Origin of the sequence: Bacillus atrophaeus (assembly GCF_001584335.1) — a bacterium.
Lineage (GTDB): Bacteria > Bacillota > Bacilli > Bacillales > Bacillaceae > Bacillus > Bacillus atrophaeus.
In genome coordinates this window covers 535,295-550,104 of record NZ_LSBB01000001.1, presented here as the reverse complement: position 1 = coordinate 550,104, position 14,810 = coordinate 535,295, and the positions used below count along the sequence as shown (strand labels likewise).

Annotated in this window: 12 protein-coding genes; all 12 read right to left on the bottom strand. The window is 42.9% G+C overall.

Features of this window, described 5'->3' with window-relative positions; all coding sequences use genetic code 11:
- Positions 1 to 49: 49 nt before the first annotated feature.
- Positions 50 to 1,126: an MraY family glycosyltransferase gene (locus AXI57_RS02705; protein ID WP_003326711.1), complete on the bottom strand. Its 1,077-nt coding sequence runs from the start codon at positions 1,124 to 1,126 to the stop codon at positions 50 to 52.
- A 140-nt stretch (positions 1,127 to 1,266) separates the two neighbouring features.
- Positions 1,267 to 2,457, bottom strand: a complete 1,191-nt coding sequence (gene tuaH / locus AXI57_RS02700; protein WP_141292179.1) for a teichuronic acid biosynthesis protein TuaH — start codon at positions 2,455 to 2,457, stop codon at positions 1,267 to 1,269.
- 27 nt (positions 2,458 to 2,484) lie between these two features.
- Entirely contained in the window at positions 2,485 to 3,243 is a 759-nt protein-coding gene (gene tuaG, locus AXI57_RS02695) for a teichuronic acid biosynthesis protein TuaG (protein WP_003326709.1), read from the bottom strand.
- 23 nt (positions 3,244 to 3,266) lie between these two features.
- Positions 3,267 to 3,947: a teichuronic acid biosynthesis protein TuaF gene (gene tuaF / locus AXI57_RS02690; RefSeq protein ID WP_003326708.1), complete on the bottom strand. Its 681-nt coding sequence runs from the start codon at positions 3,945 to 3,947 to the stop codon at positions 3,267 to 3,269.
- 30 nt (positions 3,948 to 3,977) lie between these two features.
- On the bottom strand, positions 3,978 to 5,447 hold the full coding sequence (tuaE, locus tag AXI57_RS02685; RefSeq protein WP_061669170.1) for a teichuronic acid biosynthesis protein TuaE: 1,470 nt from the start codon (positions 5,445 to 5,447) through the stop codon (positions 3,978 to 3,980).
- 87 nt (positions 5,448 to 5,534) lie between these two features.
- Complete coding sequence (tuaD, locus tag AXI57_RS02680; RefSeq protein WP_061669424.1) at positions 5,535 to 6,920, bottom strand: UDP-glucose 6-dehydrogenase TuaD; 1,386 nt, start codon at positions 6,918 to 6,920, stop codon at positions 5,535 to 5,537.
- 44 nt (positions 6,921 to 6,964) lie between these two features.
- Positions 6,965 to 8,170, bottom strand: coding sequence for a teichuronic acid biosynthesis protein TuaC (gene tuaC / locus AXI57_RS02675; protein WP_003326704.1), 1,206 nt, complete (start codon positions 8,168 to 8,170; stop codon positions 6,965 to 6,967).
- Positions 8,167 to 9,615 (bottom strand): teichuronic acid biosynthesis protein TuaB, encoded by a 1,449-nt coding sequence (gene tuaB, locus AXI57_RS02670; protein WP_061669423.1) that lies wholly within the window; start codon positions 9,613 to 9,615, stop codon positions 8,167 to 8,169. Before tuaB ends, tuaC begins: the two co-directional genes overlap by 4 nt.
- 51 nt (positions 9,616 to 9,666) lie before the next feature.
- Positions 9,667 to 10,326, bottom strand: a complete 660-nt coding sequence (locus AXI57_RS02665; protein WP_061669169.1) for a sugar transferase — start codon at positions 10,324 to 10,326, stop codon at positions 9,667 to 9,669.
- Between the two features lie 229 nt (positions 10,327 to 10,555).
- A complete protein-coding gene (locus AXI57_RS02660; protein ID WP_003326701.1) occupies positions 10,556 to 11,008 on the bottom strand; it encodes a hypothetical protein in 453 nt (150 codons plus the stop codon).
- Positions 11,009 to 11,170: 162 nt separating this feature from the next.
- On the bottom strand, positions 11,171 to 12,661 hold the full coding sequence (locus AXI57_RS02655) for an N-acetylmuramoyl-L-alanine amidase (RefSeq protein WP_061669168.1): 1,491 nt from the start codon (positions 12,659 to 12,661) through the stop codon (positions 11,171 to 11,173).
- A 20-nt stretch (positions 12,662 to 12,681) separates the two neighbouring features.
- On the bottom strand, positions 12,682 to 14,802 hold the full coding sequence (locus tag AXI57_RS02650; RefSeq protein ID WP_061669167.1) for a SpoIID/LytB domain-containing protein: 2,121 nt from the start codon (positions 14,800 to 14,802) through the stop codon (positions 12,682 to 12,684).
- Positions 14,803 to 14,810: the final 8 nt, after the last annotated feature.

The following is a 14,810-nucleotide window of genomic DNA, read 5'->3' as shown; positions in this document are numbered from 1 at the left end:
CATTTACCTTTACACATTAAAAAGCTCCGGCCTTTAGAGCCGGAGCTTTTTAATTTCTTTTGACAAGCCTTTTATAGAACTTTGTAAACGGCTTAAATTGTTCATTCACCAACCCTGTTACCTCTGCAATGATCTGCATAAATACAATCAAGGTGAAAATGATCAACAGCGAGAGCCAGATGGTGGCGCTCGTCAGTAATATCGCGCTGATGCTGAAGATAAACCCGATTAGGTATATGATGATAACCGTCATTCGGTGGGACAGCCCAAAGGCCATCAGCCGGTGATGGATATGTGATTTATCTGGCGCCGATATTGGCTGTTTATTTAAGATTCGTCTTATGATGGCAAATGTCGTGTCAAAAATCGGAACGCCTAATATAATAATCGGAATAACAATACTGAATAAGGTTACACTTTTATACAGGCCTAGCAGTGATAAGATTGAAATGACATATCCTAAAAAGAGTGATCCGGTATCTCCCATGAAAATTTTAGCCGGATGAAAGTTATAGAACAAAAATCCTAGTGTACTCGCTATAACGACGAGTGAAAGTGACAGAATCAGGATTTTTCCGCCGGACAGCGCCATAACCGCAATGGTTGACAGTCCGATAACGGATAAACCAGCTGCCAATCCGTCTAGTCCGTCAATAAGGTTCATCGCATTTGTAATGCCGACGATCCAAAATACGGTGAGCGGATATGCCATCCATCCTAATTCGAAACGCTCAGCTAGAAACGGCACTGAGAAAAATTCCATCTTCAGTCCGGTGCTCACAATCATAATTGCTACTATTATTTGAATTAAAAATTTAATTTTTGCGCTTAGTTGGTACTTATCGTCAATAATGCCTAAAATGACAATCATAAACGCGCCGACGGTGATAGCCGTCATTCTCGTTTCATTGTATATGCCGGCTGCGGCAACGCCTGCAATGACACCTATAAAGATTGCCAATCCGCCCATACGGGGCATAATTTTATCATGTACTTTTCGATTGCTGGGCTGGTCAACTGCACCTATTTTGATCGCAAGTTTTTTTACGATAGGGGTTATGATTAAAACCGTTAGCAGAGAGACAAAAAACGCAACAACAATGCGAACCATGCGTTCGTCAAGCATAAAGAAGTCTCCTTTGGTATTGAATGAAGTCTTTATTAATTGAACCGTTCTTTCCATTATACATTCTTACTAGTTATTATAACAAGCTTCATCAAAAAGAAACATGGATAATCAAAAAATGCGCATCCCCAAAAAAAGGGTTACGCATTCCTTTGAATCCCGGTGTATTGCATAATTTGTTTAAATAAACAATTCCAGTCTTGCCGGCGGGCGATTTGCCGGCGCAGCTCTTTGTATGATGCATCCCGCTCCTTTTCCAGCACTTTCTCACAAGCCTGTATAAAACTTTCGGGATCGCTGTCCTCTAGGTATTCATAAATATGAGGCTGCTGCATTTTGGACGTAGACGGGAGATTACAGCCGACTACTGCCTTGCCGGCAGCTAAAAATTCATAAAGCTTAAGCGGAAAAACCGCTTGATTATATGGCGATTTCTTGTATGGCATAATACCGATATCAACAAGCTCCATATATTCCGGCACCTTGTCAGGGTCAGCAGGTCCCGTCCAAATCACATTCGGCCGCTTCAGCAGCTCTTGGAATGCCGGATCGCCGTTTGTTGCGTCCGGCCCGACAAATAAGAAAGTCCAATCCGGTTTTATGGCAGCCGTTTGCTCAATCAGCTTAAAATCAAGCTTTGGTTTAATTCCCCCTATAAAACCGAGAACCTCCCCATTTCTTCCTTTTAAAATGTCTTGATCAGGCTTTTCTTTTTGCGCGGAAAACAAATCATATTCCACGCCGTTTTCCACAGTGTGGACCTTATCACGGCGGCCTGAGAGCTTCTTATCTACTTCACGATGAAGGTAGTCAGATGAACATGTAATTGAATCAGCGCGCTGAATAATTCTCAATTCCGCTGTTTTAATGACCTTGCGTCTGAATTCCGAAAGTAAATTTGACCGGCCGCTGATAGGCGCGGCCCATAAGTCGCTGCAATCGTATATGACTTGATCCCACGAGTAAAGCTCTGACAGCAGCGGAAAACCAGGGAAGGTATACCATAAACAGCAGCGCTCTCCTTTACTTGAAGCAGAACGCAATTCTTCCAATAAAGGAGAAAGCTTGTGTTTATAAAACAAATCAGCATATCGGCCGAAGCGGAACATCTTTTTTTGGAGGAGATCTTTTACGGCAAATTGCCGGATGCCCCCTGCCAGATTTTTGAACGCCGGCTCTTGATTTTCCGGTGACGGACACACCCAAATGACTTCCTTTGTAGCGCTTTGGCCCGCTAAAAATTCAGCCAGTCTGTGCCGTCTGTATCTCAGATGATCCTGTCCCCATTCAGCCGTTGCGACGATGACATGAACTATAGATTTCGTTTCCACCTTCATCACCTTTTCTCTCTGTTACGATTACAGTCTTTTTTTCATGGCGTTTTTCGCGTACTGGACAAAACACCATGATGCCTTCATAAAGTGCAGCCGCTCGATTTCCCTGTAGACGAACCACGTTTTTTTGGCGGCTTTCCATTTGTTGCTCGAGATTGAATTATTGACAAGCCTGTATTCGGCCAGGCACTCATTCATTCCGTATGCGGTAAATCCTCTTTTCAGTAAAGAAAGCCATGTAGCCAAGTCTTGCCGCGTTCTGATGTTCGGCATTTGAATCTGTCCGGTTTGTTCCCTGTCAATCATCACCGTCAGACATCCGATAATGGTATTTTTTAAAGCATCATTATACGTCAGGCGTTCCGGCGCTTGAATATTTTTGTCAATCAGTGATCCGTCTTGCGTCATCAAGCCGTAGCCTGTAAACGAAAAGGCGCAAGAATGCTCAGACATAAAGTGAAGCTGCTTTTGCAGTTTTTCTTTCTTCCATCTGTCATCGCTGTCCAAAAACGCAACGTAACGCCCCTTTGCACGCTCTAATGCTTTGTTTCTCGCCACAGCGGCCCCGCTGTTTTCATCCAGATATATCACATGAATTCTTTCATCTTTCATTTCATATTGTTTTAGAATGTCCCGAGTTCCGTCTGTAGAGCAATCATCCGCAATGATCATTTCCCAATGCGGATGGCTTTGCTGCAATACAGATTGAATGGTGTCCTCAATATAATCACGCGCATTATAAGATGGCGTAATGACAGATACGAAAGGTTTCCAGTTGGTCATGATCACATCTCCATCGTATGATTTTAAAAGGACTCTCTGAAAAATTCAGGAATGACAATGAAAAAGAACGCAATGGTTACACCGATCAGCACACCTAGAACCGCTTTCTTTTTTGGGGACATTCCTTCACCTGATGCCTCATTTACTGTTTCAGAATCTACGATACTGGCAGCTTTTACATTAAGCTTTGTGTTTTTCAGCTCATATAAAAATCTTTCTTTATCCACCTTAGAATCTTCGCTTACATTCTCGCCATCAAGCGCGTCTATACTTTGGCTAATGACTGCTTCCCTTTTTGCAAACAGCGCTTGATCCTTTTTCAGAAAAGCAGAGGAAATGGCATCCAAAACGGATTCCGTCCGCTCCTTCTCCCGGTCGCTATAGCTGATTGTTATTAACGAGTCAGACTCCGCGTTGATGACGAGCTTTTCTTTTACCTCAGCAAGATATTCCTCTTTTTCCTCAGGAAGAGCCTCCTTTAAAAAAGAATCGCTTTTTAAAAGAAGCGGAATTTCTTCTGTGTTGTTATAAAGCGGATTGTCATAATTCCCCGAAGCTATTGTGATTTGCGCCGCGTAGCTGCTTTTCCCTTCCATTTGCGATGGCAATAGATAACCCAGCACCCCTAAAATAAGCGGCAGCGCAATGATCCAGATACTATTCTTTTTCAAACGCCGGGCTATTCTTATCAATATATCCTTCATATAAGTCTCCCTGCTTTTCTTAGTCTATGTCTAGCGGTATACGGGTTCAGACTGCTCATGCTTTGAACGCCTAATGACATTGACAGCTGCAATGACAAGCGCCAGAAATACCCAATGAAAAAATAGATTTGAAACGGAGCTTGGGCTGATGCTGGATACTAGGAAACTGACCAGAGCCGTAATAAGTCCTTCTATGACCAGTTTTGACCAATTATCCATTTTTCTTTCATACAATTTGTAAAGCGTCCAAATCAAATACAGATAAACGGTAAGATATCCGAGCATCATGATCAAACCGAAGTTCGCCATAATTTCCACAAGCCAGTTATGCACCTCTACCACCTGATCTGTATCGTACAGAGCGTAATGCTTTAAATAGTAGGAAACATTCCCCGCGCCTACTCCGAATCCGAATGTATCAAGAACGTAATGCCAGGCGTTTTTCAAAAGATTCGCCCTTGCGACATTGGAAGGCAGCGGCTCATCAAATGAATGAGCCGTTTGCGGAGCAAGAAACAACTTCCAAAAAACAGAGAAAATTCGATTTGCAAACAAAATGGCAAAAGCAGCACAACCAACCGCCGAGAGCCAAATCGCAGCTTTTTTAAGCACAGAAGGCAGCAAAATAAAGATATAGACAGCCGCACCTGCAAAAACGCCGAGCAAGCTTGCTCTAGAGCCAGTCAAAATGATTAAATACAGTGCGCATAAGGAAAGAAGAAGCCCGATCCCCTTGAGATATCCGTTCTTGATATTTTTGGCCATTGTGAGGTATAAAAAGAAGCTAATGGACAAAAACGTCGCAAAATCATTTTGATTAAAAAACACAGACGTGGGATAATGCTGCTTGTATTCCGGCCCGTTATAAAGCGTCGATGTCGGCAGATGGTGCAAGGTGATGTTGTTGTAAATTCCGATACCCATCAGAACTACCGTCATGACCAGCCAGATCGTATAAAAAATCAGGATGCGCTCCATCTTCTGCATATACATAACGATGAGATAAATCATAAATATCCCCATCGCCAATAACGCTAAATATTTAATCCCTTCCGTCACGGATTTAGCCCAAAGCAAGGAAATAAGCCCGTATATAAACCAAAAAGCAAAAAATAGCAAAATTCCTTTTACATTCAGCCTGTTCCATCTCTGGATATGGGTCCGATTCCGCAGCATTCCGGCAAAATGAAGACAGCCTGCCGCAATCAGCAGAATGCGGTAAAGAAATAAACTGAAAAAGCCTAGATGAATCGCAAAAAATGCATTATTTAAAAAAGTGCAGGCGATCAATAGATAGATAACAGCCATAAACAGCTGATCTCTTGTTGTAAAAGCCGTTGCAAGCGAAAGGCCGAACAGACCGATAACCAATACCGCCAGCGCTGCGGCAGTCTGGACAACCCCTAATTCCGCCCGGGCAGCTCCCAACAGTATAAAAACTCCCAATATGACAGCGGCCAGCAAGGCAAACATTTGCACCGCTGAACGTTTGATACTCACATGTGCAACCCCTTTCCTGACGTTTCAGGAACCGGCAGCCGAGCCACAGCAGCCGAAAAGCATTCAAGCTGAAACCTTTTATCTTTTTTATATATTTACGCTTCTAAATTCCTTCGCCATCTCCTCAATCGGACAGGCAGGGAAATAGTGATCAAGAGATTCAGAACCTTGAACCGATGGACGGCCGATTGAATGGTAGATGTAGCCGGCAGCCCGCATCTCTTCAAGTGAAAATAGATTTCTCCCGTCAATGATGATCGGCTGTTTTAAGAGCGTCTTGGCTTTGACCAGCTCCATCTCTTTCACCTCAGGCCAATCCGTTAAGATCAGACATGCATCTGTATCGCTGATCGCGTCATACAAATTTGTACTGTACTCGATCTGTTCTCCTAGAATAGATGACGCTTCCGGAATGGCAATTGGATCGTATGCTTTTACACAGGCGCCAAGCTGCTGAAGCAGCGGAATCACATCGAGTGCGGGAGCCGAACGAACATCATTTGTATGCGGCTTGAATGCCAAACCGAGAACGGAAATGGTTCTTCCTTTTAAATCCCCCATAACATTCAGCAGCTTATCTACTATGTGAACCCGCTGTTTTTCATTTGTTTCTATGACGGCTTCAATCAGCTTAAACGGATAGCCGGCTGATTTAGCAATTTGAAGCAATGCGGTTGTATCTTTCGGGAAGCATGAACCGCCGAAGCCAATGCCCGCTTTTAAAAACTTTCTTCCGATCCGGCTGTCGAGGCCGACGCCGTCCGATACTTTTGAAACGTCCGCTCCCACCCGTTCGCAGATGTTCGCAATGTCATTGATAAACGAAATCTTTGTGGCTAAAAATGCGTTTGCCGCGTATTTAATCATTTCCGCGCTTTCCAAGTTTGTTTTGACGATAGGAGTATGGAAGGGCTGGTGCAGATCTTCAATGATGGACGCTGCTTTGTTGCTTGTTGCGCCAATGACCGCGCGCTCCATGTTCATCGTGTCGTGTATCGCCGAGCCCTCCCGAAGGAATTCAGGATTGGACACGACATCAAACGGGCACTTTCCCTTTGAGGCCTTTTGGATAATAGAATGAACAAGTTTCCCTGTCCCGACCGGCACCGTGCTTTTGTTTACGATTACTTTATAGCTGTTGAGGTGTTCCCCGATCGTTTTGGCTGCGGCTTTCACATACGTTAAGTCAGCCTCGCCGGTTTTAGACATAGGCGTTCCCACAGCGATATAAATAATGTCGGCCTCTTTTACAGCGGACGGTATTTCATTTGTGAAAGACAGGCGCTGTTCTTGGACGTTCTTTTCGACTAAATCAGCAAGACCCGGCTCATATATCGGGATTACTCCGTTCTTCAGGCTTCTGATTTTTGACTCGTCAATATCACAGCAGACAACCTTATTTCCAATTTCAGCAAAACATGTTCCCGACACAAGGCCTACATACCCGGTTCCAATCACAGCGATCTTTTTCACTACCAATCATTCCTCTCTTTTGCGAAATGAACTTTTCTTACTCTTTAGCTTGGACGTTGTCGCTCGGCTTTAAACTGTTCCTCCTGAGCTTGAATGACTGCCTGGTAACGGTCACGCAAGGCCATTGCATTCTTACTCGCGTCATATTCAGTGCGGATGGTTTGATATAAGTCAGCTGAGACATCCGGCTTCCAACCATCTTGATCTGCATAAGAGACAATCGCATTCGTTAAAGCAAGTGATGATTTCGGTTCAATCAGTAAATGCCTGTGATCTCCGAATAAGGCCCCTGCTCCGCCTACATCCGTGCAGATGACCGGAACTTGAAGCGAGAGCGCTTCGATGACAACAGTAGGCATTCCCTCACTGTAGGAAGGAAGCACAAACATATCAGCCGCAAGAAGATATTCCTTTACCTTTTGATTCGGCACTTGGCCTGTTAGGATGATTTTGTCCTTGTGCTCAAGCATTGGTTTGGCCGGCCCGTCACCGACAAAAACGGCGGTAAATCGCTCATCCAGTGAATCAGTTGCTTCCGCCAATTCGAATATGCCCTTCTCTTTGACAAGCCTGCCGATATAGACAAGTAACATTCGATCCTGCGGCAGCCCCAGCTTTTTTCTGATTTCATGCTTTGGCATTTCGTTTTCTTGGAACCTGCCGAGTTGTATGCCGATTGGCAGGACGGTGCTGTTTACCCCTGTCAGCTTTCTTGTCTGCTCTTGCAGCTTGGGGCTGACGGCAAGAACATCTGCCGCAGATTGCACCGCAGTCCGGAAAGCTTTGTACGCTCCCTTGCTGTAATGCGGGTAGATATTGACATCACTGCCATGCAAGGTCAGCATATAGGGAATTCCCAGCGCCTGTGAGACAATAGCCGCTGTTCCGCCTGATGGCATCGCAAAGTGCGCGTGTATCAGTTCGGCATTTAAGCGGTTTTTTCTGATGGTGCGCAAGACGGAAGCTGCAATTCTTCTGTGCGGCTGCGCCCATTTTAACTGGCCCGGCAGCGCTTGATACAACGGCCGATATACCGGAATCCCTTTTCGTATTTCATATTCCGGTCTTGCATCCTTTTTACGGTATGCTTTTTTCAGCATACGCACCGGTGCCGGGTGAAAAGGCCTTGGACATATGACGGTAATGTCAATCCCAAGCTTATAAAGCTCTTGTGCCTGAGTTTCATGAAAAACACCCTCACCCGGTTTTTGTGCGCTCGGATAAACGCTTGTAATCCATAATATTTTCATGACAAACGCCCTTTTCGTAATTTGCTTTTCATTTGCGGATACGCTTTTATTAAAAGAAACAGATAGCACATGGCGCCTGCACCGACAGAAATCGCCAGCCGCAGCTCAGCATTCAGGCTGAAGCGCCCTCCCCCGTAGCTTGCGCCAAATGCGATGGCCGCCATTGCAGCCGTAATGAGGAGAGGCTTAGACACGGCTTGAAAATAGGCAGCCAGCTGTAATTTGATGACATATGACAAAAGCCAGCGGCCGATCATAAAATTCAAGACGCTGATAAATGCATAGACCCAAGCCACCGTCAGCAGATTACCTGTCTGCACCGCCGCATACAGCGAAACTCCGTACAGCAGCATAACCCCGAAGTCCCAATAAAACGCCAAATCCGCTCTTCCTTTCGCAAGAAGCACAGACCCATTCGGATTCATCAGCACGCGCAGGACGCCAACAATGGCAAGGACATTCAGAACGGGAACCGCGACAAGCCATTTGTCTCCGAAAACTGTTGCAATAAATGCGTCTGATACGGACACAAGGCCGATAAGCAGCGGAAATGAAACAAGTGCCAGCATCTTTGTCATATTGAGAAAGCCTTCTCTGATCACACTGTTTTCATGTTTGTTTTTTGCAAACACAGGAAAAGCCACTCTCGTTATAATCGGGTTAATTTTTAACACAGGCATTGTCACGATTTGATAAGCTAGGTTATAAATTCCCAGCGCCTCCGCTCCGATAAAACGTCCGATTAAAATCATGTCAATATTGGAACCCAAACGGTTCACAAGCCTTGATGAAAGCTGAAATGCCCCAAAGGAAAAGAACTCTCCCATTCCTCGCAGATCAAAAACAAAGGAAGGACGCCACTTTTTTCGATAGACAGCCCAGAATAAGATTCCTTTGCAAGACTGCAAAATGACTTGTGAAATGACATAGGCGAGTATCGCATCCATCATAAAGACTGATATCGCTAAATAACCAAAAGCCGCCACATTTGAAACAATCTCTATTTTGCTTAACGTATTAAATTGCAGATGTTTTTGAAGCATATACTGATATTGCTGTCCGACCGGAGCAATCACAAACATAATCGCCAAAATTCTAATCAGGAAAGTGAGTTCCTCCCGCTGATAAAATCCCGCAATCACGGGGCTGCATAAGTAAAGAATCACAAACAGCAAAAGGCCGGTCATGATATTGAGCCAATACAAGGTGGACATCTGACGCTTTGTGGCATCATCTTTTTGAATCAGCGCGGCGCCAAACCCCATATCAAGCACGATTTGGGCAAAAACGGCAACCGTTGTGATCATTCCGACAAGCCCGAATTCTGTTAAGGTCATCATGTTTCCGAGCAAGGCAAACTGAACGATTTGAATAATCGTGATGAATGCTGTTGATAAACTTGTCCATTTTGCACCGCTCAAAATCTGGTTTGTAATACTTGGCATTGTTTTCCCTACTTCTTTTTTAAGCATCAGCTTGATGACACATTCAGGCTATTATCTTGCGCCATCACCTGTGCAAACCACTTTACAAGTTTTTAACATAATCTTCAATTCCAGCGTAAAGGTCAGGTTGCGGATATAATATAAGTCAAATATCAGCTTTTCCTTCGGTGTCATTTCGTAACCCCCATTTACCTGAGCCCATCCGCTTAAACCGGGCTTAACCGCCAGCCTCTGCGTAAATCCCGGGATTTCCTCTTGGAATTTTTTCGTAAACACGGGGCGTTCGGGACGCGGACCGATCATACTCATCTCGCCGCGAAGCACATTGAACAGCTGAGGCAGTTCATCAATCCGCGTTCTTCTTATAAAGGCCCCGATCCTTGTCACACGGGGATCTTGTTTCTGCGCCCACACCGCACCCGACTTCTCAGCATCTATTTTCATAGAACGAAGCTTATAAAGTTTGAAAGATTTCCCGCCTTTTCCCACGCGCTCCTGTGTATAAATCGCAGGGCCCGGCGTCTCCAGACTGATTAATATAGAAAACACAGCTATCATCGGCAGCGCTGCCACTAACCCAATCAGCGCAAACAATACATCCATCACGCGCTTAACAGCCAAATAACGAGCCGTTTTTCCCGATAAAGCACCAATATTCCCTTGCTGCTTTAAAAACTCGTAACTCACATCCATGCTTTTCTCTGCACCCACTGACACACACCTCACGATTTGTTGGGGATGTTTATGATGACCTATGCCAGTCAGTTTAGCAGACGGATGTAAACTGGTTGTAAAGGGTATGTTAAGAAGTGTGAATTACTTTTGTTTTCTGAAAATTTTTATTGGATTTAGCATATTTTACGAGTGCTTGAATTTGTTTTTTTCCATAAAAAAGAGACACATCTGGGAGAAGATGTGTCTAACAGCGAGCGGTCCCTTCTTACTTTTCATCAATTTCTTTCAGTCTAAGTGTACCTTTTTGATCTTTTTCGTATGTTACTTTTACTGAGGCGCCTTCTTTCAGTTTTGAGATTTTATTTTTCAGTGTGTTATCTACTTGGATTGCTATTTCTTTTCCGTTAATATCGACTGCAATTGTATGGTTATCAGCAAGCCCTACAAATGTTCCTTCACTCTTGTACACTTTAACAGAATTGGCTGAAGCCGTATTTTCAGCGTTCTGTTGATCATTAGGCTTGTCCTCTTCTTTTTCTTGATTTACTGTCTCCTCACTTGTTTCACTTTGTTTCTCAGATGAAGTATCCTTTGTCGCTTCCTCTGTGTTTTTTTGTTTTGATACAGGTTTTTCAGCAGACTGTTCATTTGTTCCGCACGCTGTCAGTATAAAACCTAAAAGCAGCGGCAACATGAATACTTTTTTCAACGTTTTCACCTCTTCCATTCTTTTACCTTTATCCTACACAGATCGCAAGTTACTTATAAACAAATTCCTCATAATCATAACAAAAAACATACTAATTAAAATAATTGTATCTTAAAAAGAAAAGCAACAGAATTGTTTTTCTGTTGCTTGTTCGTGTTCCGATTTTACGGATTATTTAAAGTATGAAGAGACGCCTTTGCTGATGCCTGTTGCCAGGCGATCCTTTTTGGCTGACTGTTTTAAAATATTTGAATCAATCGGGCTTGTGACAAAACCGGTTTCCAACAATACGCTCGGCATTTGAGAATATTTAATAACGTAGAAGCCGGCAGTTTTCACGCCGCGGTCACGTGTGCCGAGAGCAGAGACCATTTGCGGCTGAATATTTTGCGCAAGCTTCAGGCTGTTTGCTGATTGATAGGTTTTATCATAATATGTTTCCGTTCCGTTTGCACTATTGTTATCATTTGCATTGGCATGAACACTGATGAAAATATCAGCTTTGGCCTTTGCTCCTTTATTAACTCGTTCCTCAAGGGAATCAAATGTGTCGCCTGTTCTGGACATCACAGGAAGGGCTCCTGCACTATATAATTTACTGTTAAGGCGTTTTCCGATATCTAGATTCACATTCTTTTCAAGCAATCCATAACCAGTTGCCCCAGAGTCTTGATCCCCGTGTCCCGGATCAATAAAGACAGTTTTTCCGACGACTGGATTTTTGAGCTGGGATGCGACGTTGTCACTTAAGGATGACGCTTTTCCTATTACTGTAAAGCTTTTCATATTTTTATCGCCTATATAGGTTCTTACTTCTTTTGATAAGTTATCTCCATTTGTCAGCAAATGCGCTCTGCCTTGTTTGGAACTAATAGCTCCTGCGACGATAGAGTCCGCTTCTTTGAACCCGTTTGTTATATATGTGTAGCTAGTACTTAAACTTGTTTTTTTTGAAAGCTTTACAGATAAATCATATCTGTTTTTGGCGGTGACCCTTGAAGGGTTAGGAAGTTTATTATAAAGCGAATTACTGATGCTTTTCGTTCCGCCAATGACAATTGTATTTTTAATCCCTAAATTTTTAATCGCATTTGCTGCAGACCCGTTTAATGTGGAATCATTAGTGAATAAAATCGGGTATTTTTTTGAAGATGCGTAGGATATAGCGGCCATTCCATCAGCATCAACAAAACCATTAACTACAAGAGCCGTAGTAGATCTGGCCATTTCATTTGCAACCTTTGCAGCTGTTGCATACCTTGTGCTTCCGGACAATCTCTTAACTGATATTCCTAATTTCTTAATTTGATTCTCAGTATTTTTTGAAACGGCAGGTGTTCCGCCTACAATAATGACATTTTTAGTTTTAAGATCTATCAATCCTTTTTTTGTTCCTGCAGAAAGCTGGTCTTTATTTGTATACAGCAATGGCGCATTTTTTTGGTATGCTAACGGTGCTGCAGTAATGGCATCTGGATATGCAGTTCCTCCGACAATTACTGCTGTTCTCGCCTCACTCCATGACTGTTTCGCTGCCAATACCGCTGTATCATATCGAGTGCTTCCGCCTACTCTCTTGACCGAATTATCAGCCAATGCAGAAGGAACAAAAAGAATCACTCCCAGCAGGAAAACAGGGAGACATTTAAATAAAAATTTCAATATAATCTCCTCCACATATTTTAGTAGTTAGTAAGTGTTGTACCAGGATAATAAAACTTAAGAATGGAAGTATATGAGTCTCCTGATTCCGCTCTTTCTTTTGCCCCGTATTGGCTCATTCCGACACCATGGCCATATCCTTTTCCGGATATTGTGAATTGTTTCGAATCACTGCTCACACTGGCATACGTACTTTTAATTGAGGAAGCCCCAATCATTGTTCTGAATTCTGAAGCCTTTACATCAATTGTTGCATTTTTATTCAAAACATAACCTTTAGACTTATCGTCAACATGATAGGTCAGTTTGATCGTGACTTTTTCAGCACGCTGCCCTTTTGTCTTTCCGCTGAAAGTAAGACCAGAAATACTCGCTATTTTGACTGATCTTGCATTGGTCTCTTTATTCTTTATCAACCAATTTTTGATTCCAGCGACTTGTGTTGCATTTTGCTCAGTTGTCTTAGACCACCAAGAATTAGGGTCGTTCATATTTAAGTTTGTGGCAATCTGATTTTTCAGAAGAGACACAGACCAGCTGATTTCAGGATCCATTGTATCCTTCTTAGCGGTCAAATAAGGAACTTGCGCTCCCCATACTTCATCACTTGCCTCTGTATAACCCCCATTGCTTGATGAGTAATTGGCGGTTATTAACTTACCCGAGTATTCGAGCACTTTGCCTTTAGTTCCATCAACTGCTTTTGTAGCATTAGGATACCAGCTATATCCTCCGTAAACTTGAAATGCAGTTGTATCTGCAACCGTTTTGCCAACACTGCTGATTGAATATGTACGAGCAGCTACAGCCTGAGCCTTTAATGCTTCAATCGGCCAGCTCCCCGGCATTTCGTTTGGCAGTACGCCCTTCAAATAATCCTCGAATGGGATGTTTTCATTTACCGGCCTTACATATTTACTTGATTCAACAGAAAAATTCATATCTCCCAAGTATGGTTTTCCATTAATGCTAATTGAATTAGCAGTAGAATATTTTTCCGGAATTGCTTTAAAGGATGATTTCCCGCTATTAATATTTTTAATGCCCAGCTTTCCGCCACTAGCGTTGACCTGATATGTCTTTCCGCTAACAAGGTAGAATTCATTTGCATATGAATTCTTGACAGAATCAGTAATTGAATTAGTGCTCCCTATTAATGTATAAGAATAGGTGCCTTTGTTTTTAAAGATATTTTTGACATCAGTCGTCGTTTCGTCTTTTTTAACGTAAAGCAGAGGAATATTATTGTTTGCGGCGATATTCGAACCGACTACCATATCAGCCAATTTGGTTCCGTTCGCTGTAACTACCTTGCTTGCGTCCATTCCTAAGCTAGTTATGACGTTAGCCGAAATCTGGTATCTGTTAGATCCGGTAATCCTTTTCATAACCGTTGATTTCAACTTAATTTGGTTCTCTACTGTCTTACTTACGCTTGAAGTTCCTCCCATTATAATCACTTTTTTTGGAAGGTCATAGCTTGGCAATGAATCTTTCTTCGTTAATAGAATAGGATAACCGTTCTTCGCAGCGTACGGAGCAATGGCTAGGGCATCTGTATACACATCCCCCGTCACGACAACTGCCTGATCATAGCTGCCCATTTCTTTCGCAATATTTTTAGATAGGTCGTATCTGTTCTTTCCGCTTATACGCTTTGTTTGGCCATACTTTTTCAATGTTTTTTCAGCGGCAGAAGAAATGCTGTTTGTCCCGCCGATGACTAGAATATTGTCTGGATTATATTTTTTAATCTGTGCTTCTGTACTGGTGCTGAGTTTTTTTTGTTCAGTCAATAAAATCGGTGCTTTTAACTTATAAGCTAAAGGAATAACGGAAAGCGTATCCGCAAAATAAGCATCAGTATTGACAACAACAACATTTGACGGATTTTTCCAATAGTTAGAAGTTGCGGTGTTTGCTGTGTCATATTTAGATGCCCCTCCCAGCCTTGTGACTGCGGAAACATTGCTTCCTGTCATCTTATAGGTTCCGGAAGATTCGATATCCAGAGTCGTTTTATTACCTATGTAATTTGTTAGTTTCACTGAAATATTAGAGCTAGCTGCTAAAGTATTTTCCGGTAATAAAGCCAGGCTGAATATCACAGAGACACAAACAGCCAATATCTTTTTCTTCAATTTGGTTC